Origin of the sequence: Propionicimonas sp. (assembly GCF_034927565.1) — a bacterium.
Classification (GTDB): domain Bacteria; phylum Actinomycetota; class Actinomycetes; order Propionibacteriales; family Propionibacteriaceae; genus Propionicimonas.
Genome location: NZ_JAYFPT010000008.1, coordinates 39,383 through 61,149 on the forward strand (window position 1 = coordinate 39,383; position 21,767 = coordinate 61,149).

Consider the following 21,767-nt stretch of genomic DNA (forward strand, 5'->3'; position numbering starts at 1 on the left):
CCGACCGCTCCCCTTCCAGAACCGAGCGCCTGCCTACGCGCCGACCGCCCCACCCTAAGGTCGAGCGCTCGGCGCGAACAGTGGCGCTCGATGAGGCGCCGGCCAGAGGGGCCCGGAGGAGGGAGCGGGCCTCAGCCGCTCCAGCCGTAGATCAGCAGGGAGTAGCCAGCAATGGTGAGTTCGGCGCTGGCGTCCAGCCCGTCATACTTCTCTCCCTCAGCGAGCAGATCGCCGCTGGGATGGTCGCCGAAGCTGTCGGAGTAGACCGCCGCGTCGCTGTTGAACAACAGCCGCCAGGTTCCAGCCGCGGGCAGGCCGATCCTGTAACCGGACCACGGCTCGCGGGACAGGTTTGCCACCACCACGACATCATCGCCCGGGCCGTGGTCGCGCCAGCGCTGAAAGGCCAGCACGTTGGCGTCGTCGTTGTTGTGGAAGATCGTCAGCCCCGACCCGGTCAGGCCGGCCGTCCGCCCGGCGGTGTTGCGCCGCAGCCGGATCAGGTCGCGATACAGCCGGACGATCCCGGAGAACTCCTGATCCTGGTCCCAGTCCAGCGGGACGTCGTCGCGGAACCAGCCGCCCTCCAGGAACTCCTGGCCCTGGAAGATCATCGGGATGCCGGGCGAGGTGAACACCAGCCCGGCGCCCAGGGTCGAGCGCTTGCGGGCGTACCAGCCGGTCGGATCGTCGGCGTCCACCTCCTGCGGCACCCGGGCCTGGCCGTTGGCCACCTCGTCATGGGACTCGGTGTAGATCACCCGGGCGAAGGCGTCGCCACCGTAGCGGTAGCCGATTGCCGTGGCCACCTCCGCGGTGGAGCGCCAGGCGTCGTCGGCGACGATGATCGCCTCCCGCACCGGATGGACGAACTGGGCGTCCCACTGGGCGTGGAAGCCGCCGCCGTCGTCATCGGTCGAGCTGACCGACGGATCGGAGTGCAGGTCCTCGGCGATCAGGATCTTGTCCGGGTACCGCTGCCGGATGTCGGTGTTGATCCAGCGGCACAGGCTCCAGCCCTCGGGGATGTCGGTGGTGGTGGCGTCCACGCTGCGCATGTAGGGGGTCATGTCGTAGCGCAGCCCGTCGGCGTGGAAGGCGGACAGCCACATCAGGGCGTTGTCGTGAATGAACTGCCGCACCTCGCCGCGTCCGTAGTCGGGACGGGTGTCGCCCCAGGGCGTGGCCGAGCGCCAGTCGTTGTAGAAGTAGATGCCACCCAAGCCGTCCTGGCTCCAGCCGTCGAACTGCCACAGGTTCAGGTCGGAGGGGCCGAAGTGGTTGTAGACCACGTCCTGGATCACCGCGATGCCGCGGCGGTGGGCCTGTTTCACCAGCGACTTCAGGGCTTCCGGGCCACCGTAGGCGCTCTCGACGGCGAAGATGTGGGCGGGGTTGTAGCCCCAGGAGTAGTCGCCGGCGAACTCGGCCACCGGCATGATCTGGATGGCGTTGGCGCCCAGCTTCACGATGTGGTCAAGCTTCTCGCCGACATCGTGCAGGTCGCCGACGCCGTCGGGGTTGTCGTCGGCGAAGGTGCCGACATGAAGCTCGTAGATCACCAGCTCGTTGTGGGGCGGGCAGCGGAAGTCGTCCCCCTCCCAGTCGAAGCTCGCGTGGTCGTAGATCACCCCGTTGCCCACCGAGTTGGTGACCTGCGCGGCGTAGGGGTCGATCTTGGAGAGCCGCTGCTCGCCGTTGACCAGCTCGAACCGGTACTCGTCGCCCACCTTCGCCCGGGCGTCGAAGCCGTACCAGTAGCCGTCGTCCTCGGCTTCCAGCGGCGTGGCGGCGGCGTCCCAGTCGTTGAAGGTGCCCACCGCCGCCACCGCTGTGGCGTGCGGCGCCCAGACCCGGAAGCCGATCCCGTCCGCGGCCACCAGTGCGCCCATCCCGGGCAGGCGATCAGTGCTCATGGCTCATGGTTGCGCACTCGATGGACGGATGAACAGACTCTCATCTCTGCTCATCGCTCTCCCACCCCCACCACCCCCGTTTGTGCGGAGTTCGGTCCAGAACTGGAGCACACTTTCCCGGCTGAACCCCGCACAAACGGGGGTGGGGCGAGGGGGCTGGATAGGCTGGTGGGGCCGGCCACCGAACCCCAAAGGAGCCATGGAACCGATCGCCAGTTCACTGCGGAATCCCTACGTCTGGCTCGGAGTGGCCGGCACCGGGCTGGTTGCCTGGGGCAGCGCGAACGGTGAGTACGCCTACGCTGCCACTGGTTGGCCCAACGCCGGGGTCGCCTTCTTCGGCGGCCTGGCACCGATGCCGCTGGACAAGATCTTCATCATCGTGGGGGTCGCGCTGCTCAGCTGGGCGTGGTGGCAGGTGCGTCCCCGCCGGGGCGTCCCGCCGATCCATGCCGGCACCGCGCTGGCGCTGTGGAGCCTCCCGCTGCTGTTCACCGCCCCGGTACTCAGCATGGATCCCGCGCTGTACGCCGACCTGGGCTGGATCCAGTTCCAGGGGCTCAACCCCTATGACGTCGGCCTCACCGGTGCCGGTGGACCGTTCGCCGGTCAGGTCGACTCGCTGTGGGCCGGACGGGGGGTCGCCTATCCCCCGCTCGCCCTGCTGGTGCACAAGGCGGTCGTCGCCCTGGCCGGCGCCCACCCCTGGTGGTCGATCATCGGCATGCGGCTGCCGGTGCTGCTGTCGGTCGCCGTGATGGGCTGGGCGATCCCCCGGATCGCCGACCTGCTCGGACGCGCCCGCCCGGAGCCCGCACCGGCCGGGAGCACGCAGCCGGTCGCGGCCCAGCCACCTCGCGTGGCCGTCCGTTCCTCGCGGCCGACCCCGCCCGTCAAGACCTCGCCCGTCGAAACCTCGCGCGTGAGCAGGACCCCCGCACCTCGCGTGGCCGTCTGGCTGGGCCTGCTGAACCCCCTACTGGTGATCCACTTCATCGGCGGCGCACACAACGATGCGCCGATGCTCGCCGTCACCCTGGTGGCACTCTGGCTCGTGCTGCGCTTCCCCCGCCCGGTGGTCAGCCTGGTCGCCGCACCGATCCTCGTCGGCGTCGCGATGGCGCTGAAGCAGCAGGGCGGGCTCGCGGTGGTGGCGGTGGCCGCGCTGCCGGTGGCCGCCCGCCTGGCTGCACTCCCGCTGCTTCCGCGGCTGAAATTGCTCGGCTGGCGGACGGCGATCGCCACCGCCGTCGCGCTGGTGACCTTCGCCGGGATCTGCGTCGTCTCCGGCCTCGGTTTCGGCTGGCTCGGCTGGCTCGACCTGATGGGAGCGGCACCAACCCCCGCCCCGCTGCCGACGGTGGTCAAGGGGATCGCCTGGGTGATCGAACTGGTCGGGCTCGACTCCACCGGCTTCCAGGTCGTCGCCGGGGCGGCCAGCACGCTGATCATGATCGCGGTGCTGGGCTGGGTGCTGGTGCGGTTCTCCGACCGTCCGCTCTCAGCCCTTGCCTGGGGCGCCCTGGTGGTCGTCGTCGGCGGCCAGGCCCTGCACCCCTGGTACCTGCCCTGGGCGCTGGCCCTGCTCGGCCTGGTACCGCTGACCCGCACCCAGCGCCGCTGGGTCTACGGGTTCGCCCTCGGCTTCGTGAACTGGAACGCGATCCAGACCGCCATCCTGCATCGCTGAGGCTCGACCGAACCTCGTCCGTCACGGCCGGCCACTTGCCGGGCATGGCAGGATCGGGGCATGCGGGTCGCTATCGCCGGGAGTTCGGGCATGCTCGGGACGGCGCTCGCCCGCGAGCTCACCGGTTCCGGCCACGAGGTGATCCGGCTGGTCCGGGGACGGCCGACCGCGGCCGCCCAGCGCCACTGGAACCCGGACGCCGGCCGGATCGATGCGCCGGGCCTGGCCGACGTGGACGCGGTGGTGAACCTCGCCGGCACCTCGATCGCCGGCGGTCGCTGGACGAAGGAGCGCAAGGCGGCGCTGCGGCGCTCCCGGATCGTCACCACGCTGACCATCGTCACCAGCCTGGAACCCGACGGCCGCTGTCAGCGGATGCTGAACGCCTCCGCTGTCGGCTACTACGGCAACACCGGGATCGAGATCGTCGACGAGCAGTTCCCGGGCGGCCGTGGCTTTCTGGCCGGGCTGTGCCACGACTGGGAGGCGGCCGCCGGACACTCGGCGGTGCCCACGGTGACGCTGCGCACCGGCCACGTCCTGGCCCCCGAGGGCGGCTTCCTGGCGATCCAGCGCCCGCTGTTCGCCCTCGGCCTGGGCGGCCGGATCGGCGACGGCCGGCAGTTCGTCAGCTGGATCAGCCTGCCCGACCACATCCGCGCGATGATCTTCCTGCTCGGCTCCGACCTCACCGGGCCGTTCAACCTGACCGCACCACATCCGGTCACCAACGCCGCCTTCACCCGCGCCTACGGACGCTTCCTCAACCGCCCGACCCTGGTACCCACCCCGCTGGTGGCGGTCAAAGCCCTGTTCGGCGGCGAGTTCGTCACCGACGCCCTGCTCTCCTCCACCCGGGCGATCCCCGCCAGACTGCTGGAGGCAGGGTTCAGTTTCCGGCACCCGCACATCTCACGTGCCTTCGCCGCGATGCCGGGCGGGAAGGCCACGGGCATAGAATGAGGGCCCGTCGCCGCCTATCGGATTGAGAGCGCTGTGCACGATCCCGCAGAACTGACCCCGTCCGGTGTTCCCGGCCCGTTCGCTGCCCTCGGTCTGACCTATGACGATGTGCTGCTGCTCCCCAACGAGTCGGACGTGATTCCGTCCGGCGTGAACACCACCACCCGGTTGAGCCGGCGGATCGAGGTGAAGCTGCCGCTGCTGAGCGCCGCGATGGACACCGTCACCGAGGCGCGGATGGCGATCGCGATGGCCCGCGAGGGCGGGATGGGCATCCTGCACCGCAACATGTCCGCCGACAAGCAGGCCCGCGAGGTCGACCGGGTGAAGCGCTCCGAGGCAGGCATGGTCGATGACCCGATCACCATCGGCCCGGACGCCACCATCGGCGAGGCCGACGACCTGTGCGCCCACTTCCGGATCTCCGGCATCCCGGTAGTCGATCCGGACGGCCACCTGCTCGGCATCGTGACCAACCGCGACATGCGGTTCGAGGACGACCCGACCCGGCTGGTCCGCGAGGTGATGACTCCGATGCCACTGGTCACCGGCGCCCCCGGGATCCCCGCCGACCAGGCGCTGAAGCTGCTCGCCCAGCACAAGATCGAGAAGTTGCCGCTGGTTGACGCCGACGGCCGGCTGACCGGCCTGATCACGCTGAAGGACTACGTGAAGTCCGACAAGTACCCGCTGGCCTCGAAGGATCCTCAGGGTCGGCTGCGGGTGGGCGCGGCGATCGGCTTCTTCGGTGACGCCTGGGAGCGGGCGATGGGCCTGATCGACGCCGGCGTGGACGCGATCGTGGTCGACACCGCCCACGGGCACTCCCGCGGGGTGATCGACATGATCGCCCGGCTGAAGGCCGAGCCGCGGGCCCGTGATATCGACATCATCGGCGGGAACATCGCCACCTACGCCGGAGCCAAGGCCCTGGTCGAGGCCGGTGTGGACGGCGTCAAGGTCGGCGTCGGGCCGGGGTCGATCTGCACCACCCGGGTGGTCGCCGGGGTCGGCGTGCCCCAGGTGACCGCGATCTACGACGCAGCCCGCGCCTGCCGCCCGGCGGGCGTCCCGGTGATCGGGGACGGCGGCCTGCAGTACTCCGGCGACATCGCCAAGGCCCTGGTCGCCGGTGCGGACGCGGTGATGCTGGGCTCGCTGCTGGCCGGCTGCGAGGAGAGCCCCGGCGAACTGGTGTTCATCAACGGCAAGCAGTACAAGTCGTACCGCGGGATGGGCTCGCTGGGCGCGATGGCCAAGCGCGGACGCAAGGCGTCCTACTCCCGCGACCGCTACTTCCAGGGCGACATCGACTCCGACGACAAGCTGATCCCCGAGGGCATCGAGGGCCAGGTGCCCTACCGCGGCCCGCTGGCGGCGGTCGCCTACCAGTTGGTCGGCGGGCTGCGGCAGTCGATGTTCTACACCGGCTCAGCCACCATCGACGAACTGCACGAGAAGGGCCGGTTCGTCCGGATCACCTCCGCCGGGCTGCGGGAATCGCACCCGCACGACATCCAGATGACCATCGAGGCACCCAACTACACCACCACCAGGCCCTGAGCAAGGAAGCTGAAGAGACCACCATGATCGATATCGGGCGTTCCAAGCGCGCCGTGCCCGTCTACGGGTTCGACGACATCGCCATCGTCCCCACTCGTCGCACTCGCGGGGTGGAGGAAGTCAACCTCTCCTGGCGGATCGACGCCCTGACCTTCGACTTCCCGATCGTCGCCGCCCCGATGGACTCGGTGATGTCGCCGGCGACCGCGATCGCCTTCGGCAGGCTGGGCGGGCTCGGGGTGCTCAACTTGGAGGGGCTGTGGACGCGCTACGCCGACCCGCAGCCGCTGCTGGACGAGCTGGCGGGCATCGAGGACAAGGTCGCCGCCACCAAGCGGATGCAGCAGCTCTACGCCGAGCCGATCAAGGCCGAGTTGATCACCGCCCGGATCGCGGAGATCCGCGAGGCCGGGGTGCCCTCGGCCGGTGCGCTGTCGCCGCAATCCTGCGTTGAATTCGCGCCGGTGGTGGAGAAGGCCGGAGTCGACTTCTTCGTGATCCGCGGCACCACGGTCTCCGCCGAGCACGTCGCCAAGGACGCCGAACCGCTGAACCTGAAGAAGTTCATCTACGAGCTGGACGTGCCGGTGATCGTGGGCGGCTGCGCGACCTACCAGTCGGCGCTGCACCTGATGCGTACCGGCGCGGCCGGCGTCCTGGTCGGTTTCGGCGGCGGTGCCACCAAGCGCACCCGCAATGTCCTGGGTGTCGAGGTGCCGATGGCCTCCGCGCTGGCGGACGTGGCCGAGGCCCGGCGCGACTACCTAGACGAGTCCGGCGGCCGCTACGTCCACGTGATCGCGGACGGCGCCCTGGGCAAGTCCGGCGACATCGCCAAAGCGATCGCCTGTGGTGCGGACGCCGTCATGGTCGGCTCGCCGCTGGCCCGTGCCACCGAGGCCCCCGGCAAGGGCTACCACTGGGGCCCGGAGGCCTGGCACCCCACCCTGCCGCGCGGCGAGCGGGTGAAGTTCGGCGCCATCGGAACACTGCAGGAGATCCTGAACGGCCCCTCGCACACCCCGGACGGCACGATGAACCTGGTGGGCGCGCTGCGCAAGGCGATGGCCACCACCGGCTACACCGAGGTCAAGGAGTTCCAGCGGGTGGAGATCGTCGTCCACTCCTGAGGTGGCAGAGGTTCGACGGTTCGGTCGCACCAGGATCGCCTTTCCACGCCGCGGTGGCCGCATGGCCGGCGCGCTGACACGGCGGGCGGTCGGCAGCCAGCGACCAACTATGCTGGCGCCGCTCCAGCAACCGGGTGAGAGGGACCGACATGATCGAATGGTGGCAGGCGATTCTTCTGGGGATCGTCGAGGGCGTCACCGAGTTCCTGCCGATCTCGAGCACGGGGCATCTCACCCTGGTGGAGAAATTGCTCGGCTTCAGCATCGCCGACCCGAGTGTGACCGCCTTCACCGCGATCATCCAGGTCGGTGCGATGGTGGCGTCGATCATCTACTTCTGGTCCGACATCGTCCGGTTCGCGACCGCCTGGTTCGCCGGGCTGTTCCACGCCGAGCGCCGCTCCGACCCGGACTACAAGATGGGCTGGGCGATCATCGCCGGCTTCGCGATCACCGCCGTGCTGGCCCTCGCGCTGAAGGACCTCGTCGAGGGGCCGTTGCGCAGCCTGTGGGCGGTGGTGTTCGGCCTGCTGGGCTGGAGCATCGTGATGTTCATCGCCGATCGGCTGGCCAAGAGCACCCGCGGCGAGGGATCGATCACGGTCAAGGACGGCGCGATCCTCGGTATCGTCCAGGCTGTCGCGCTGATCCCCGGTGTGTCCCGGTCGGGCGCAACCATCTCCGGCGGGCTGCTGCTGGGCATCGACCGGGTCAGCGCCACCCGGATGAGCTTCTTCCTCGGCATCCCCACGCTGATCGCCTCCGGCGTCTTCGAGGCCGCCAGCCAGTTCCACAACATCGCCGGTGGCGCCGGCTGGGTGGCGACCGGGCTCGGCACCCTGGTCTCCGGCGTGGTCGCCTACGTCTCCATCGCCTGGCTGCTGAAGTTCGTCGCCCACAACGACTTCACCGCGTTCATCGTCTACCGGGTGGTGCTGGCCGCGGTGATCGCCGTCCTGCTGCTCACCGGGACGATCGCCGCGGTGTAGCCGCGGCCCCTGCCACCCGCCGCCCCCGGACTACGACGCTCGTCCGGATCGGCCCACCGTCCTTGGGCCCCACATCGTGCATCAGGGGCGGACGGTAACCTCAGCTCGGCCACTCGGGGCTGGCCCGGTGCCCGGCCCCGCCCGGGGTGCGGCCCTACCCTGCCGGCACCCGCTAGGGTCGTTCCCATGCGGATCATCGTGACGCTGGCCGTCGACGTCGTGCTGACGATCGTCTTCGCGGCGATCGGGCGGATCTCCCACGGCGAGGACGCCTTCCTGCCCGGCCTGGTGCGGACGGCGTGGCCGTTCGTGGTGGCGGCCGTGGTCGGTTCGCTGCTCGCCTCCTGGCTCGGCGGCGGCTCGTGGTGGCTGTCGGGGCTGATCGTCTGGCTGGTCACCGCCGCCGGCGGGATCGGCCTGCGGCTGCTCGCCGGCGACACCGCGAAGGGCGCGTTCGCCCTGGTCACTGCGATCACGCTGGCGATCCTGCTGATCGGCTGGCGGGCACTGGCCCGGGGCTGGCTCGAGACCGGTCACTGAACCAGATGGAGTCCGTTCTGCTGGTTGTGCTGGCCGTCCTGGCGGTGGCCGGGCTGGCCGGCACCGTCGTCCTGGCGGTGGCGCTGCGCCGGTCCCGCAGCGAACTCCAGCAGTCGATCGCGGCCGAGGCGGCCATCGCCCAGGCCGAGCAGGAGCACCAGGTCGAGCAGGCCGTCAGCGCCGAACGCACCCGCATCCTGCGGGAGATGCACGACGTGATCGCGCACTCGCTGTCGATCATGATCGCCCAGGCCGACGGTGGCAGCTACGTCACCGCCGACCCGGACGCCACCGAACGGGCCTTGCTCACCATCGCCGACACCGGACGGGTGGCGCTGGCCGACACCCGCCGCATCCTCGGCATCCTGCGGGACGGCGGTGGCGGCCCCGAACTCTCCCCCGTCCCGGAGCAGTCCGAGGTGGCCGAACTCGTCGAGGACGCCCGCAACGCCGGCGTGGAGGCACGATTCGTCCGGCTGGGCGCGCCCCGCCGGCTGCCGTCGGCGGTCGGGCTGGCGCTCTACCGGATCTGCCAGGAGGCGCTCACCAATGTCATGAAACACGCGCCCGGCGCGCGGGTGATGGTCACCGAGAACTGGCTGGCGAACGAGGTGGTGCTGACCGTCACCGACTCCGGCGACCCCGGGCACCCCAGCACCTGTGACAACCGTGGGCTGGGGCTGATCGGGATGCGCGAGCGGGCCGAGGTGGTCGGCGGGTTCTGCGAAGCGGGACCGCAGGAGACCGGTGGCTTCCGGGTGCGGGCGGTGCTCCCGTCCCTGAACGACGACGCACTGGCACAGACAGAGGAAGAGCATGACTGAGCAGATCCGGGTGGGGCTGGTGGACGACCAGCAGCTGGTCCGGGCCGGGCTGGCGATGGTGATCGACGCCCAGGACGACATGCGGGTGGCCTGGCAGGCCGACACCGGCGCCGAGGCGGTCCGGCTGGCCCGCAGCCCCACCGATGTCATCCTGATGGACGTCCGGATGCCGGGGATGGACGGCATCGAGGCCACCAGCCAGATCCTGGCCGCACCGGTCGACGGCCCCCGCGTGGTGATGCTGACCACCTACGACCTGGACGAGTACCTGCTCAGCGCGATCCGGGCAGGGGCCTCCGGCTTCCTGCTGAAGAACGCCCCGCCGTCCGACCTGCTGGCGGCGATCCGCACCGTCCACACCGGGGACGCGGTGGTCGCCCCGTCCGCCACCCGCCGGCTGCTCTCCCACGTCGCCACCGGCACCACCGGCCTGCCGGCCGGGGAAGATCCGCGGATCGCCAGCCTGACCGAACGCGAGCGGGAGATCCTTGAGCTGATCGCCTGCGGACTGTCCAACGCCGAGCTCTCCGCCCGACTCTTCCTGTCCGAGACCACGATCAAGACCCACGTCCGGCACATCCTCACCAAGCTCGGCGTCCGCGACCGGGTGCAGGCGGTGGTGGTCGCCTACGAGACCGGGGTCGCCCAGGCCGGCGGTTAGGCCGGCCCGCGCGGCGACTGTCCGTCCACCTGGCCCGGGTCGCGGGCTCCGGCACAGGGCGGCTCGGTGCGAGCGTCGTGCGGAGCCTCGTCAGGCCACGCGCTGGCCCTTGGGAAGGGTGCCGTACGGGATCCGCAGCCGGTTCACCGCCACCCAGAAGAAGGCCGCCCCGATCAACAGGTTGACCCCCAGGCCCCACGGCCAGCTCGGTGCACCGGTCTCGACGGTGACCCGCTTCACCGGCGAGTTCACCGGGACGGGCGTGCCGTCCTCCGTGGTCACCCTCGGGCTGCCGTCGTCGTTCCAGTCGACGATGTAGCCGAGGCTGTAGTACATCTGGATGCAGTCGTCCCGCTCCCTTTCCGGCCCCAGCGCGAGGGTCCTGACCCCCAGCCGGATCGCTGCCAGCGGGTCACCGGTCTGCGCGACGTAGCTCGACAGGCCGGCGTGGGCGGCCTCCGGCAGCGGAGCGGCATCGGCGACCACCACGAACGGGTTGGGCACCATCATCCACCACACCCGCTCCGGGTGTGCCTGGTCGTAGCTCTGCTCGTTCCAGGTGCACTGGCTCAGCGGGGGCGCCGGGGGCGAGGCTCCGTCCCCGTCCGGATGGTCGTTCCAGTACCGCTCCAGGTCCGCGTTGTACTGGTCGTTGACCGCCTCCGGCAGCCCCCAGACCCGGACGGTGGTGTTCTCGACGGTGAACGGGATGGAGAGCGCCATCACCATCGGGCTGATGATCCCCAGGCCGACCACGCACAGGTAGGTCAGCACCGTGGATCCGGCGCTGCGCGAGATCAGCGCCGACCAGCCCAGCCCGATCGCACACACCACCGCCACCAGGGCGAAGACGACCGCGAAGCAGACCACCACCTGGAGGAAGGAGATCGAACCGAGCACCATCGACCAGATCACGAACGGCAGCGCCACCACCAGGAAGACCGCCGAGGTCAGCCAGGCAGCCACCAGCTTCCCGGCGGCGATCTCCAGGGCCGAGAGCCGGGTTGCCTGCAGGGTGGCCAGGACACCGGCGGCACGGTCGCCGTTGATCGAGGTGGCGGTGAAGGTCGGCGCGATCACCAGGCCCATGCCGAGCACGAACAGGGTGTTGATGCCGAAGGCGACCGGGCCCGGGTTGTAGCCGCTGTTGTCCCAGTGCAACTTGTCGAGCGACCAGATCACCAGCGTGGTGACCCCGCCGATCAGCAGGAACCAGGCGATCAGGGCGATCACCCAGCGGCGGGAGCGGATGCGCTGCCGCAGTTCCAACCCGGTGACAACCCGCAGGCCGTGCCAGGACAGCGTCCAGCCGTTCATACCCGCTCCTGGTCCAGCGAGAGATAGGCCTCCTCGAGCCGCCCCGACAACGGTGCGATGGTGTGCAGCGGGACGCCGGCCGCCACCGCGGCGCCGACCAGTTCGGCGGCCGAGTCGTAGCCGGTGAGCTGCACGATCACCTCACCACCGGCGCCAGCCTGCCAGGGGATGTCGGCGTCGTTGAGGAAGGTGCGCAGCGCAACCGGGTCGACGGCGTCGACCCGCCAGCCGCGCTTGGCCGCGGTGGGCTGGGCGGCCGCCGCCATGTCGACCGTGCGTCCCTGGGAGAGGAACACCGCGTGGTCGTAGACCTCCTCGAGCTCACTCAGCACGTGCGAGGAGACCAGCACCGTCCGGCCGTCGGCGGCCAATCCGCGCAGCACATCGCGTAGTTCAATCCGGGAGCGGGGGTCGAGCCCGGAAGCGGGCTCGTCCAGCAGCAGCACGGACGGGTCGTGGACCAGCGCGCGGGCGAGCCCCAGCCGCTGCTTCTGACCACGGCTGAGCACCCGGGCCGGACGGGGGGCGAACTCGGAGAGGTAGACCTTCTCCAGCAGTTCCATCGCCCGATGGTTGGCCTCGGGCTTGCTGAGGCCGTAGGCGCGGGCAAAGGTGGACAGGATCTCGGTGCAGGTGAGCGCGTCCCAGGTGCCGAAGACATCGGGCATCCAGCCGATCTGCGAGCGGGCCTGGAGGTTGTCGGTGACGACATCGTGGCCGCTGATGCTGGCACCGCCGGAATCCGGCCGCAGCAGCCCGGCGAGCAGCAGCAGCAGGGTGGTCTTCCCCGAACCGTTCGGGCCGATCAGGGCGGTCACCGCACCAGCGGGTGCGGTGAAGGTCACCCCGTCCACAGCCCGGACGTCCCCGAAGGCACGCTTGAGGCCGACCGCCTCGATACCGGGTGTGGCGGGCTGGGTGAGGTCCTCCGCATGGGGCGCGAAGTCGGGTGGCGAGACAGACGTGCTCATACCGGCAAACCTAGGTTCTGGCGCCCGCGGTCACGTCCTCCCAGGCGGCGGGACCGGTCCTCCGAAAGGATGATCCTGGCCGGGTGCCACGATGGGACGACCCCGGCAGCGTGCGCGGTCAAGCCTCCAGCGGGCCCAGCCAGTAGCTCGCCACCGTGTTGTGGGCGGACTCGTCGTCGGACGGGTGGAACAGCCCCGCCAGCACGTCCCGGTAGAGCCGGGACAGTTCGTTGGCGGTGTAGTAGGAGCTGCCGCCAGAGCACCGAATGGCCTCGTCCACGACATACTTTGCGGTCTCGGTGGCGCGCACCTTCGCCCCGGCCAGCAGCGAGAACCAGCGCGCGCCGTGGTCGGCGAGGGTGTCGACGTCCCTGGTCAGCTGGCTGAGCTGGGGCCAGATCGCATCCAGCGCGAGGGCGGCGCTGGCAATCCGCCAGCGGATATCCGGGTCCTGGGAGTAGGTCGTGCCCGACTTCTTCGACCGCCGCCGTCCGACGGTCTCGACCGCCAGCTCCAGAGCACGCTGGGCGATGCCGGCATAGACCGAGGCGAGCAGCAGTTCGAAGACCGAGAAGATGCCGAACACGATCGGATCCGGATTCGGGCCGGGGTCGACCCGCCGCAGCACCCGGTCGGCACCGACGTGCACTGAGTCCAGCACGGTGGTACGGCTCTGGGTGGCACGCATGCCGAGAGTGTCCCAGTCGTCCCTGGTCTGCACGGCGTCACCGGCGGCAGCCCGGTTGACCACCGCGTAGACCATCTTCGGGGCGTCCGCGCTGGTGGTGTCAAGCCCGTGCATGCCGAGTTCGGTCCAGGCCGGCGCCAGCGAGGTGAAGATCTTGGTACCGCTGAAGGTGTAGCCGCCCTCGCCGTCCGGGACGGCGGCGGTGTCCGAGCCGAACAGCACCAGGTCGTTGCCGGCCTCGCTGATCCCGAAGGCGTAGAGCTCGCCGGCAGCCGCTCCGTGCTGCACCTGAGCCAGGGCGTCCACGCCGCGGTCACGCATCACCTTCGCCACGCCCGTCCAGACCAGGTGCATGTTCACCGCCAGCGCCGTGGCAGGCGCAGCCGCCGCCAGCCGCGTCTGCAGTTGCGAGGCCTGCTCCAGGCCGAGCCCCAGGCCGCCGCGGTCGGTCGGCACCAGGATCTTCAGGTAGCCGGCCGATCGCAGATCGGCGAGATCCTCGTCGAAGAAGCGGTTCTCGGCGTCATAGGCCGCCGCGCGTTCCCGGAACCTGGCCAGTAGGTCGTCGGGCAGGATGGTTGCAGGATCGAATGCCGTGGTCACCCTTCGATTCTGGCAGCGTGTCGCGGCCAGGACCATCCCTGCGCCACTCGTTCGCTCAGCGCACAATCGACGCCGCGCGTAGCCCGGCTGGTGCGAGTCGGTTCCGACCTGGGGTCGTACCGGGACCCGCACCAGCCAGCCTGCTGCAGGCGGCTGGAAGACCTCAGGCCTGCTTGTCTGCCTCCCCAGCCGCCAGAGCGGCATCCCGGGCGGCGCCCGGCACCCAGTTGGTGTCCACCACCTTCTTCTGGAAGACCGATGCACCGATCACCAGGGCTGCTCCGAGCAGGACAGCGATGATCGTGCCCGCTACCGGACCACCGGCTGCGAAACCGCCGCCGAGAATGGTGCCGAACCAGCCGAAGTCGGCGTCGCCGAAGGTGCTGTTGGCGAACCCCAACTGACCGAAGACCAGCAGCAGCAAGGCCGGCAGGATCGTGATGAGCAGCCCGTTGACGAAGGCGCCCACGGCCGCGCCCAGCCGGCCGCCGGTGGCATTGCCGAACACCCCGGCACCGCCGCCGGTGAAGAAGTGCGGCACCATGCCGGGCAGGATCAGCGCCAGACCGAAGGCCGGGCCGAGCCAGACGGCCAGGATCACGAGCATGACCAGGCCACCGACGAAGGACGAGATGAAGCCGATCAGCACGGCATTCGGCGCGTAGGGGAACACCACCGGGACGTCCAGCGCCGGCTTGGCACCCGGGACGACCTTCTCCGCGATGCCCTGGAAGGCCGGGACGAGCTCACCCAGCACCGTACGGACACCGTAGAGGATGACGGCGACCCCGACGCCGAACTGCAGTGCCTGACCGAAGGCAGCCATGATGTAGGCGCCTTCGTCCGCCGAGCCGAAGAACGCCAGGGCGGTGTCCCGCGGCAGTGCGATCAGGCCCCAGACGGCGAACACGAGGTAGATCAGCACCATCGACAGACTGGTGGCGACCATCGAGTCGCGCAGGAACCGCAGCCCTTGGGGGAACTTGATCTCCTCGGCGGACCGACTGCGCTTGAAGGCTTCCCCCACAGCACCGCTGGCGATGTAGCCGGCGCTGCCGAAGTGTCCCATGGCCACCGAATCGTCGCCGGTGACCTTCTTCATCCAGGGGTGGGCGAAGGCCGGCATGACCACCATGATCACGCCGAGCAGCAGGGCGCCCAGGATGACGACCAGCCAGTCCATGCCAGCGCCAAGGCCGACCGAGAGCACCACGGTCAGCATGATCGACATGAACACCATGTGGTGACCGGTGAGGAAGATGTACCGCAGGGGCGTGAAGCGGGCCAGGACCAGCATCACCAGGAAACCGAGGACGAGGACGTACGCACTCACTGCCCCGTACTGTTCGGCAGCGATAGCGGTGATGACCTCGTTGGTGGGAATCACACCCTGCGCACCGGTCACCCCGAGGATCAACTCGCCGAGCGGAGCCAGCGAGTTGACCACCACCCCGGCACCCGCGCCGAGGATCAGGAAGCCGAGCGCAGCCTTCAGCCCGCCACCGATCACCTGGCCAACAGTCCTGCCCAGCGCCGCCAGACCGATGGCGGTGATGATACCGATCAGGTAGGCCGGAACATTGAGGATCTGCTGGCCGATGAAGTTGAGAATTGCGATGAACCAGTCCATCGCGGGTCCTTTCTACTGGGAGGTTCGAGCCCTCACTGCCCCAGGCCGAGCAGTTCGGTGAGCTTCTGGGTCACTTCGTCGACGCTGGTGAAGTTCTTGATCACCACCACCTTCGCCGGAACCTGGCCGATCTCCTCGACGAGGTCGGCCGAGGTAAAGACCACGTCGGCAGTACGGGCGGCGCCCCTGGCCGTACCGATATCGGCGGCTTCGACGTCGGCGTCGACGCCGAGCGTTCGCAGCGCCTTCTCTGTGTTCATCTTCAGCAGGACGGAGGTACCAATCCCCATCCCGCAGACGGTGACGATCTTCATGAGGGTCCTTTCAGTTGAGCTCGGACGGGTCACCCGACCGCAGCATGGATCGGAGCTGGTCGGGTGCGGTGGCGGTCAGTGCGGTTCTCATGAGCTCGGCGTCGGCGAGCACCTGGGCCAGTGCGGCCATCAGTTCGAGGTGTCCGTCGTGGTCGAGCGCCGCCAGCCCGAGCACCAGGAGGACCGGGTCGTTGGCCGCGTTCCCGAACTCCACGGGGTGGGCGAGCGAGACCCAGCTGATCCCTGCGCGCAGCACGTCAGACGAGGGGCGCGCGTGCGCAAGGGCGATACCCGGGGCGATCACGACATAGGGTCCGAGCCGGTCGATGGTGTCGATCATGTCCTCGGTATAGCCGGGAAGGGTGACTCCGGAGGCGACCAGCGCCTGCCCTGCGAACCGCACCGCGTCACGCCAGTCCTGTGCGCTCACGCGCAGGTTGATTGCGGTGTCGGGCAGTGCGGACGCCAAGTCCATCTGGTCACCTCAGTGTGGAACGGGGATCAATGCGGGTGAGCCTATAGCGACCGGTCCACTTTTGTCTGCAACTAGCCCAAAGTAGTTACGGATTGGTCACGAGCCTCTGCCCTTCACGAATCAGCCGATCCACCCGATCGACGTCAAACAGAGCGTCCTGGGCGACCAGCGAGGCCCCCCTGACCGCCGCCCGCTCCCCGAGCCGGTTCCGCTCAATCACCAGTCCCCGGCGAGCAAGGGGCAGGCCGTGGGAGAGGATCCCCGACCTGATCGCCCCCAGAAAGCGCTCCCCGGCCTCGACCAGACTGCCGCCGACGACGACCGCCTCCGGGTTGAGAATGCCCACCACCTCCGCCAGTGCGGCACCGATGGTCTCCCCGGCCTCGTCGAGAAGCTGGACGGTAGTGCGGTCCCCGGCCCTGGCAAGGTCGACGATCTCGGCCGACGTGGTCACCTGGACGCCTCCCCTGGCCAGCGCGGCCCGCACGACAGCCCCACTGGCCACCGTTTCCAGCTGCCGAAACGGCACCGCCAGCGGCATCCCGGGGGCACTGAGTTGGCCAGCTCCGCCACGACTGCCCCGGTAGACTCGCCCTTCCAGGACGAAGCCGACCCCGACCCCCATCCCGACCTTGACCACGACGAGGTTGTCGAACTCCGGCCAGCCCAGCCGCGACTCCCCCACGGCCAGCATGTTCACATCCCGGTCCACCGCCATCACGGCGTCGAACGTTGCGGAGCGCAGATAGGCCTGTGGATCGACGCCGGCCCAGCGATGATCGGACTGCACGGGCCCCAGCCGGCCGGTCCTGACATCGACCGGGCCGGGGACGCCGACCCCGATCGCGCGTACGTCTGCTGGTCTGCGGCCGATGCGGGCGAAGACGAAGTCGAGCACCTGCCTGGTCCAGGAGAACACCTCGTCGGGACCGCTGTACATCCCGATATCGGCCTCTTCGACCACGAGCACGTTCGAGACCAGGTCGGTCAGGCCCATCCGGGTGTGGGTACCGCCGATCTCCAGAGCGAGGATCAGGCCGGCATCCCGAGCAACCTCGAACTCCTCGCTGGGGCGGCCACCCCGACTCGGCCGCGCCCCCGCGACCACCACGAGACCGGCGTCGACCAACTCACCCAGGCGGCGCTCCAGCGTCACCCGTGACCAACCCAACCGGTTCAGCAGGTCACGCCGGGTCGTGGCGATCCCGAGCCGGATGAGGTCGAGCACCACACCCGGCCCCGTCGATGGGATTCGCATCGGCCACTACCCCCGCTCCGTTGACTTCCGTCTATCTTTGAGCGAAAGTCACTCCATGGTCAATGAAGGCCCCGTGCTCAATGAAGGCTCGTTGCTCAATGACGCCACAGGCGCCAAGGACAGCGCAGTGGTCAAGGACAGTGCAACGATCAGTGCCAGCACTGTAGTCCGTGCCGCAGACCCCCGGGACGCACGGGTCATCGCTTCCGCCATCGCCCTGCCGGCGGTACTCGTCCAGCGCAAGGGCCATGGGCATGCCGGCACCGCCATGGGGATGGCCGCGGTCGCCCACGCACTGTTCGGGAAGGTGATGCGCCACGACCCGGGCGACCCTCGGTGGCACGGCCGTGACCGGTTCGTGTTGTCCGCAGGACACGCCAGCCTGTTGCTCTACATCCAGCTGTACCTGACCGGCTACGGACTCCGCCTCACGGACCTGGCCGCCAGCAGAACCCTGGACGCCCGCACCCCCGGTCACCCTGAACTCGGCCACACCCCGGGTGTCGAGATGAGCACCGGTCCGCTCGGTCAGGGTGTCGCGAGCGCTGTCGGCCTGGCCCTCGCCTGCCGTCATGAGGAGGCACTGTTCGCCCACGGCACCGGCCTGTTCGATCCGACGATCTGGGTGCTCGCCGGGGACGGCTGCCTGGAGGAGGGCGTCTCGGGAGAGGCTTCCAGTCTCGCCGGGACCCTGGGGCTGGAGAACCTCGTGCTGGTCTGGGACGACAACCGCATCACCATCGATGGCCCCACCTCACAGGCATTCTCCGAGGATGTTCGCGCCCGCTATCGGGCCTACGGCTGGCGGGTTCTGGAGGTCACCAATCACCTCGACTACGACGAGATCGTGACGGTGCTACAGGCTGCACGGGAGCGGACTGGGCGTCCGACCCTGGTCGCCGTCCGCAGCGTGATCGGGGCACCCTCACCCGCGCACGCCGGGGACTCCTCCGCTCACGCCGGCGGATTCGGCCAGGCCGACGTTTCGGCGATCCTGGAACGGCTGGGGTTCGCTCCTGACGCCACCCTGGCCGACCTGGTTCCGGCAGAGGTGCTGGCCCACGCTCGCAGCGCCACCGTCCGGGGTGCGGAGGTACACCGGCGCTGGGACGACGCCTACCGGTCGTGGAGTTCGTCCCATCCCGAGTCGGCGGCGGCACGCGACCGACTCCGGCTGGGACGCGGGCTGTCCGGCCTGCTCGACCAGGTGGACACCACGGCAGCCCTGCCGACACGAGTCACGAACGGTGCCGTGCTCCGGGCGCTGCAGCCGTCCGGTGCGCTGTGGGGTGGATCGGCCGATCTGGCCGGCTCGACCAACGTCGCCCTTCCCGGACCGATCGTCACCGCAACCGACCCGGGCGGCGTCCAATTGCGATTCGGGATTCGCGAACACGCCATGGCGGCCATCCTGTCAGGCATCGCACTGCACGGCCTGTGGCGCCCCTACGGCTCCACCTACCTCGCCTTCAGCGACTACCAGCGACCCAGCATCCGGCTCGCCGCACTGATGTCTCTGCCCGCGCTCTATCTCTACACCCACGACTCGGTGGCAGTCGGCGAGGACGGCCCAACCCACCAACCCGTCGAGCAGCTCGCCTCCCTGCGGCTCGTCCCGGGGCTGGACGTGCTGCGCCCGGCGGACGCCGGTGAGACGGTCGCCGTCTGGAGGCGACTGCTGGAGTACCCGCAGCGTCCGGCAGCCCTGGTGTTGTCACGGCAGCAACTGCCTGTCCTCCCGACGGTTCCGGACGCCGAGGTCGCGCGCGGCGGTTACGTGCTGTGGCGTTCCTCGCCAGCGGCCGCCACCGACGACTTGCTGTTCGTCGCCACCGGAAGCGAGGTGCACCTGGCCTTGTCAGCCGCCCGGGAACTGGCTGCCGAGGGCCACGCCGTCCGGGTGGTCTCCATGCCCTGCGTCGAATGGTTCAACGCCGAACCAGAGTCGTACCGGGAGGCAGTCCTGCCGTCCGATCTCCGCCGCCGGGTGGTTGTTGAGGCTGGGCGAACGGACGCCTGGTGGCGCTACGCCGGCCTGGATGGTGCCGTGGTCGGCGTCGACCAGTTCGGCGAGTCGGGCAGCGGCAGCGCTGTCCTGGCCAGGCGTGGGGTCACCGTGGAACATGTACTCCAGGTCGCCCGAGGGATGCTGGCCCGTTGACCGGCGGGTGCGAGCGTCTCACACCGGCCAGGTCCTGGTGCATCGTGGAGCCGAAACGGGCGACGGGCTCCCGGCCGAAGCCGGAAGCCCGTCGTTCTGGAGTGCTCAGTGAGCGTGGTTGTGTGCCGGCTCTTCTTCCTCCTCCGGCTTGTCCACCACCGAGGTCTCGGTGGTGAGCAGCAGGGAGGCGATGGAAGCGGCGTTCGCCAACGCGGAGCGGGTGACCTTCACCGGGTCGATGACACCGGCAGCCACCAGATCGACGTACTCACCGGTGGCAGCGTTGTAGCCGTTGCCCGGCTCCAGCTCGGCCACCTTGGACACGATCAGGTAGCCCGGCTCGCCGCCGTTCTCCGCGATCCAGCGCAGCGGCTCGACGACGGCCTTGGCCACCGTCGCGACGCCGATCTTCTCGTCACCGGACTTGCCCAGGCCGTCGGCCAGCACCTTGGCGGCATGGACGAGGGCGGAGCCGCCACCGGCGACGATGCCCTCCTCGATGGCCGCGCGGGTCGCGGAGACCGCGTCCTCAATGCGGTGCTTGCGCTCCTTGAGCTCGACCTCGGTGGCAGCACCGACCTTGATCACGCACACACCGCCGGCGAGCTTGGCGACCCGCTCCTGCAGCTTCTCGCGATCCCAGTCGGAGTCGGTCCGCTCGATCTCGGCGCGCAGCGTGGCCACCCGTCCGGCAACCGCCTCGGCGGAACCGGCACCGTCCACGATCGTGGTGTTGTCCTTGGTGATCACGACACGGCGAGCGCGGCCCAGCACGTCCAGCCCGACCTGGTCGAGCTTGAGGCCGACCTCCGGGGCCACGACCTGGCCACCGGTGAGGGTCGCGATGTCCTCCAGCATGGCCTTGCGACGGTCACCGAAGGCCGGGGCCTTGACCGCCACGGACGTGAACACGCCACGGATCTTGTTGACGATGAGCGTCGAGAGCGCCTCGCCGTCCACATCCTCGGCGACGATGAACAGGGTGCCGCCAGCACCGATGACCTTCTCCAGCAACGGGAGCAGGTCGTTCATCGAGGAGATCTTGCCGGAGTTGATCAGGATGTACGGATCCTCCAGCACCGCCTCCATCCGCTCGGGATCGGTGACGAAGTACTGCGACAGGTAGCCCTTGTCGAACTGCATACCCTCGGTGAACTCAAGTTCGGTGCCGAAGGTCTGCGATTCGTCGACGGTGATGACACCATCCTTGCCGACCTTGTCGAAGGCATCGGCGATGAGCTTGCCGATCTCCTCGTCACGGGCGGAGATGGTGGCCACCGAGGCCATGTCCTCGCTGGTCTCGATGTCGCGGGCGAGCCTGCGCAGCTCCTCCTCGACGGCCTGGACCGCCGCGTCGATGCCACGCTTGAGCTCGATCGGGTTGGCCCCGGCCGCAACCGCGCGCAGCCCCTCGTGCACCAGCGCCTGGGCGAGCACGGTCGCCGTGGTGGTGCCGTCGCCGGCCACGTCGTTGGTCTTGGTGGCCACCTCCTTGGCGAGCTGGGCGCCGAGGTTCTCGAAGGGATCGGAGAGCTCGACCTCCTTGGCGACGGTCACGCCGTCGTTGGTGATGGTCGGGGCGCCCCACTTCTTGTCGAGAACGACATAGCGGCCCTTCGGGCCGAGGGTGACCTTCACGGTGTTGGCGAGGGTGTCGACACCGCGCTCGAGCGAGCGACGGGCCTCCTCGTCGAACTGAAGGATCTTTGGCATGGGTGTCGGGTCCTTACTTGGTGACGATGGCGAGGATGTCGCGGGCGTTCAGGAGCAGGTACTCCTCGCCGTTGTACTTGACCTCGGTACCGCCGTACTTGCTGAAGATGACGACATCGCCCTCGGCGACGTCCAGCGGGACGCGGTTGCCGTTGTCGTCGATCCGCCCGGGGCCGGTTGCCAGGACGCGACCCTCCTGCGGCTTCTCCTTGGCGGTGTCCGGGATGACCAGACCGGAGGCGGTGGTCTGCTCGGCCTCCAGCGGCTGGACGAGGATGCGATCCTCAAGCGGCTTGATCGTGACTGCCACGTCAAAACCCTTTCGTTCGTAGCGGGCCTGATGGCCCTGAAGTGGTCAAGG

At 69.4% G+C, this 21,767-nt stretch carries 19 protein-coding genes; 9 read left to right on the forward strand and 10 right to left on the reverse strand.

The window, feature by feature from the left end:
- Positions 1 to 131 precede the first annotated feature (131 nt).
- Positions 132 to 1,916, reverse strand: a complete 1,785-nt coding sequence (locus VB080_RS02185) for an alpha-amylase family glycosyl hydrolase (RefSeq protein ID WP_323416782.1) — start codon at positions 1,914 to 1,916, stop codon at positions 132 to 134.
- 199 nt (positions 1,917 to 2,115) lie between these two features.
- Between VB080_RS02185 and VB080_RS02190 the strand changes: the two genes are divergently transcribed.
- The 8 genes from VB080_RS02190 (at position 2,116) to VB080_RS02225 (ending at position 10,276) form a co-directional block, all read left to right on the forward strand.
- On the forward strand, positions 2,116 to 3,606 hold the full coding sequence (locus VB080_RS02190) for a hypothetical protein (protein ID WP_323416783.1): 1,491 nt from the start codon (positions 2,116 to 2,118) through the stop codon (positions 3,604 to 3,606).
- 60 nt (positions 3,607 to 3,666) lie between these two features.
- Positions 3,667 to 4,569 carry a TIGR01777 family oxidoreductase gene (locus VB080_RS02195; protein WP_323416784.1) on the forward strand — a complete coding sequence of 301 codons (903 nt, stop codon included), beginning with the start codon at positions 3,667 to 3,669 and terminating at the stop codon, positions 4,567 to 4,569.
- A gap of 51 nt (positions 4,570 to 4,620) precedes the next feature.
- Positions 4,621 to 6,132, forward strand: coding sequence for an IMP dehydrogenase (gene guaB / locus VB080_RS02200; protein ID WP_323416891.1), 1,512 nt, complete (start codon positions 4,621 to 4,623; stop codon positions 6,130 to 6,132).
- Positions 6,133 to 6,155: 23 nt separating this feature from the next.
- The gene (locus tag VB080_RS02205) at positions 6,156 to 7,262 is read left to right on the forward strand and encodes a GuaB3 family IMP dehydrogenase-related protein (RefSeq protein WP_323416785.1); all 1,107 of its coding nucleotides are present in this window, start codon (positions 6,156 to 6,158) and stop codon (positions 7,260 to 7,262) included.
- 152 nt (positions 7,263 to 7,414) lie between these two features.
- A complete protein-coding gene (locus VB080_RS02210) occupies positions 7,415 to 8,251 on the forward strand; it encodes an undecaprenyl-diphosphate phosphatase (protein ID WP_323416892.1) in 837 nt (278 codons plus the stop codon).
- Positions 8,252 to 8,437: 186 nt separating this feature from the next.
- The gene (locus VB080_RS02215) at positions 8,438 to 8,791 is read left to right on the forward strand and encodes a DUF3054 domain-containing protein (RefSeq protein WP_323416786.1); all 354 of its coding nucleotides are present in this window, start codon (positions 8,438 to 8,440) and stop codon (positions 8,789 to 8,791) included.
- A 5-nt stretch (positions 8,792 to 8,796) separates the two neighbouring features.
- Positions 8,797 to 9,615, forward strand: a complete 819-nt coding sequence (locus VB080_RS02220; protein ID WP_323416787.1) for a sensor histidine kinase — start codon at positions 8,797 to 8,799, stop codon at positions 9,613 to 9,615.
- Complete coding sequence (locus tag VB080_RS02225) at positions 9,608 to 10,276, forward strand: response regulator transcription factor (RefSeq protein WP_323416788.1); 669 nt, start codon at positions 9,608 to 9,610, stop codon at positions 10,274 to 10,276. Before VB080_RS02220 ends, VB080_RS02225 begins: the two co-directional genes overlap by 8 nt.
- 90 nt (positions 10,277 to 10,366) lie before the next feature.
- On the opposite strand, the gene VB080_RS02230 is transcribed toward VB080_RS02225, so the two are convergent.
- The 7 genes from VB080_RS02230 to VB080_RS02260 all read right to left on the reverse strand — a co-directional run bounded on the left by VB080_RS02230 (position 10,367) and on the right by VB080_RS02260 (position 17,532).
- Positions 10,367 to 11,593: an ABC transporter permease gene (locus VB080_RS02230; protein WP_323416789.1), complete on the reverse strand. Its 1,227-nt coding sequence runs from the start codon at positions 11,591 to 11,593 to the stop codon at positions 10,367 to 10,369.
- On the reverse strand, positions 11,590 to 12,564 hold the full coding sequence (locus VB080_RS02235) for an ABC transporter ATP-binding protein (protein ID WP_323416790.1): 975 nt from the start codon (positions 12,562 to 12,564) through the stop codon (positions 11,590 to 11,592). Before VB080_RS02235 ends, VB080_RS02230 begins: the two co-directional genes overlap by 4 nt.
- 118 nt (positions 12,565 to 12,682) lie before the next feature.
- Positions 12,683 to 13,855 carry an acyl-CoA dehydrogenase family protein gene (locus VB080_RS02240; RefSeq protein ID WP_323416791.1) on the reverse strand — a complete coding sequence of 391 codons (1,173 nt, stop codon included), beginning with the start codon at positions 13,853 to 13,855 and terminating at the stop codon, positions 12,683 to 12,685.
- A 163-nt stretch (positions 13,856 to 14,018) separates the two neighbouring features.
- Entirely contained in the window at positions 14,019 to 15,485 is a 1,467-nt protein-coding gene (locus VB080_RS02245) for a PTS ascorbate transporter subunit IIC (protein WP_416339584.1), read from the reverse strand.
- Between the two features lie 32 nt (positions 15,486 to 15,517).
- On the reverse strand, positions 15,518 to 15,799 hold the full coding sequence (locus VB080_RS02250) for a PTS sugar transporter subunit IIB (protein ID WP_323416792.1): 282 nt from the start codon (positions 15,797 to 15,799) through the stop codon (positions 15,518 to 15,520).
- 10 nt (positions 15,800 to 15,809) lie between these two features.
- On the reverse strand, positions 15,810 to 16,274 hold the full coding sequence (locus VB080_RS02255) for a PTS sugar transporter subunit IIA (protein ID WP_323416793.1): 465 nt from the start codon (positions 16,272 to 16,274) through the stop codon (positions 15,810 to 15,812).
- Positions 16,275 to 16,359: 85 nt separating this feature from the next.
- The gene (locus VB080_RS02260) at positions 16,360 to 17,532 is read right to left on the reverse strand and encodes an ROK family protein (protein WP_323416794.1); all 1,173 of its coding nucleotides are present in this window, start codon (positions 17,530 to 17,532) and stop codon (positions 16,360 to 16,362) included.
- Positions 17,533 to 17,587: 55 nt separating this feature from the next.
- Between VB080_RS02260 and VB080_RS02265 the strand changes: the two genes are divergently transcribed.
- Positions 17,588 to 19,693, forward strand: coding sequence for a transketolase (locus VB080_RS02265; RefSeq protein ID WP_323416795.1), 2,106 nt, complete (start codon positions 17,588 to 17,590; stop codon positions 19,691 to 19,693).
- A 105-nt stretch (positions 19,694 to 19,798) separates the two neighbouring features.
- Here the strand turns inward: VB080_RS02265 and groL are convergent, their stop codons facing one another.
- Complete coding sequence (groL, locus tag VB080_RS02270) at positions 19,799 to 21,406, reverse strand: chaperonin GroEL (RefSeq protein ID WP_323416796.1); 1,608 nt, start codon at positions 21,404 to 21,406, stop codon at positions 19,799 to 19,801.
- Positions 21,407 to 21,419: 13 nt separating this feature from the next.
- Complete coding sequence (groES, locus tag VB080_RS02275; RefSeq protein WP_323416797.1) at positions 21,420 to 21,716, reverse strand: co-chaperone GroES; 297 nt, start codon at positions 21,714 to 21,716, stop codon at positions 21,420 to 21,422.
- Positions 21,717 to 21,767: the final 51 nt, after the last annotated feature.

What these genes read in the sequence shown, in the direction of transcription:
- VB080_RS02215 (WP_323416786.1), top strand. Translation starts at nt 8,438, where the DNA reads ATGCGGATCATCGTGACGCTGGCCGTCGACGTCGTGCTGACGATCGTC.
- VB080_RS02245 (WP_416339584.1), bottom strand. Translation starts at nt 15,485, where the DNA reads ATGGACTGGTTCATCGCAATTCTCAACTTCATCGGCCAGCAGATCCTC.
- VB080_RS02250 (WP_323416792.1), bottom strand. Translation starts at nt 15,799, where the DNA reads ATGAAGATCGTCACCGTCTGCGGGATGGGGATTGGTACCTCCGTCCTG.
- groL (WP_323416796.1), bottom strand. Translation starts at nt 21,406, where the DNA reads ATGCCAAAGATCCTTCAGTTCGACGAGGAGGCCCGTCGCTCGCTCGAG.
- VB080_RS02190 (WP_323416783.1), top strand. Translation starts at nt 2,116, where the DNA reads ATGGAACCGATCGCCAGTTCACTGCGGAATCCCTACGTCTGGCTCGGA.
- VB080_RS02235 (WP_323416790.1), bottom strand. Translation starts at nt 12,564, where the DNA reads ATGAGCACGTCTGTCTCGCCACCCGACTTCGCGCCCCATGCGGAGGAC.
- VB080_RS02225 (WP_323416788.1), top strand. Translation starts at nt 9,608, where the DNA reads ATGACTGAGCAGATCCGGGTGGGGCTGGTGGACGACCAGCAGCTGGTC.
- VB080_RS02220 (WP_323416787.1), top strand. Translation starts at nt 8,797, where the DNA reads ATGGAGTCCGTTCTGCTGGTTGTGCTGGCCGTCCTGGCGGTGGCCGGG.
- VB080_RS02265 (WP_323416795.1), top strand. Translation starts at nt 17,588, where the DNA reads ATGGTCAATGAAGGCCCCGTGCTCAATGAAGGCTCGTTGCTCAATGAC.
- VB080_RS02195 (WP_323416784.1), top strand. Translation starts at nt 3,667, where the DNA reads ATGCGGGTCGCTATCGCCGGGAGTTCGGGCATGCTCGGGACGGCGCTC.
- VB080_RS02255 (WP_323416793.1), bottom strand. Translation starts at nt 16,274, where the DNA reads ATGGACTTGGCGTCCGCACTGCCCGACACCGCAATCAACCTGCGCGTG.
- VB080_RS02230 (WP_323416789.1), bottom strand. Translation starts at nt 11,593, where the DNA reads ATGAACGGCTGGACGCTGTCCTGGCACGGCCTGCGGGTTGTCACCGGG.
- VB080_RS02260 (WP_323416794.1), bottom strand. Translation starts at nt 17,532, where the DNA reads ATGCGAATCCCATCGACGGGGCCGGGTGTGGTGCTCGACCTCATCCGG.
- VB080_RS02185 (WP_323416782.1), bottom strand. Translation starts at nt 1,916, where the DNA reads ATGAGCACTGATCGCCTGCCCGGGATGGGCGCACTGGTGGCCGCGGAC.
- VB080_RS02205 (WP_323416785.1), top strand. Translation starts at nt 6,156, where the DNA reads ATGATCGATATCGGGCGTTCCAAGCGCGCCGTGCCCGTCTACGGGTTC.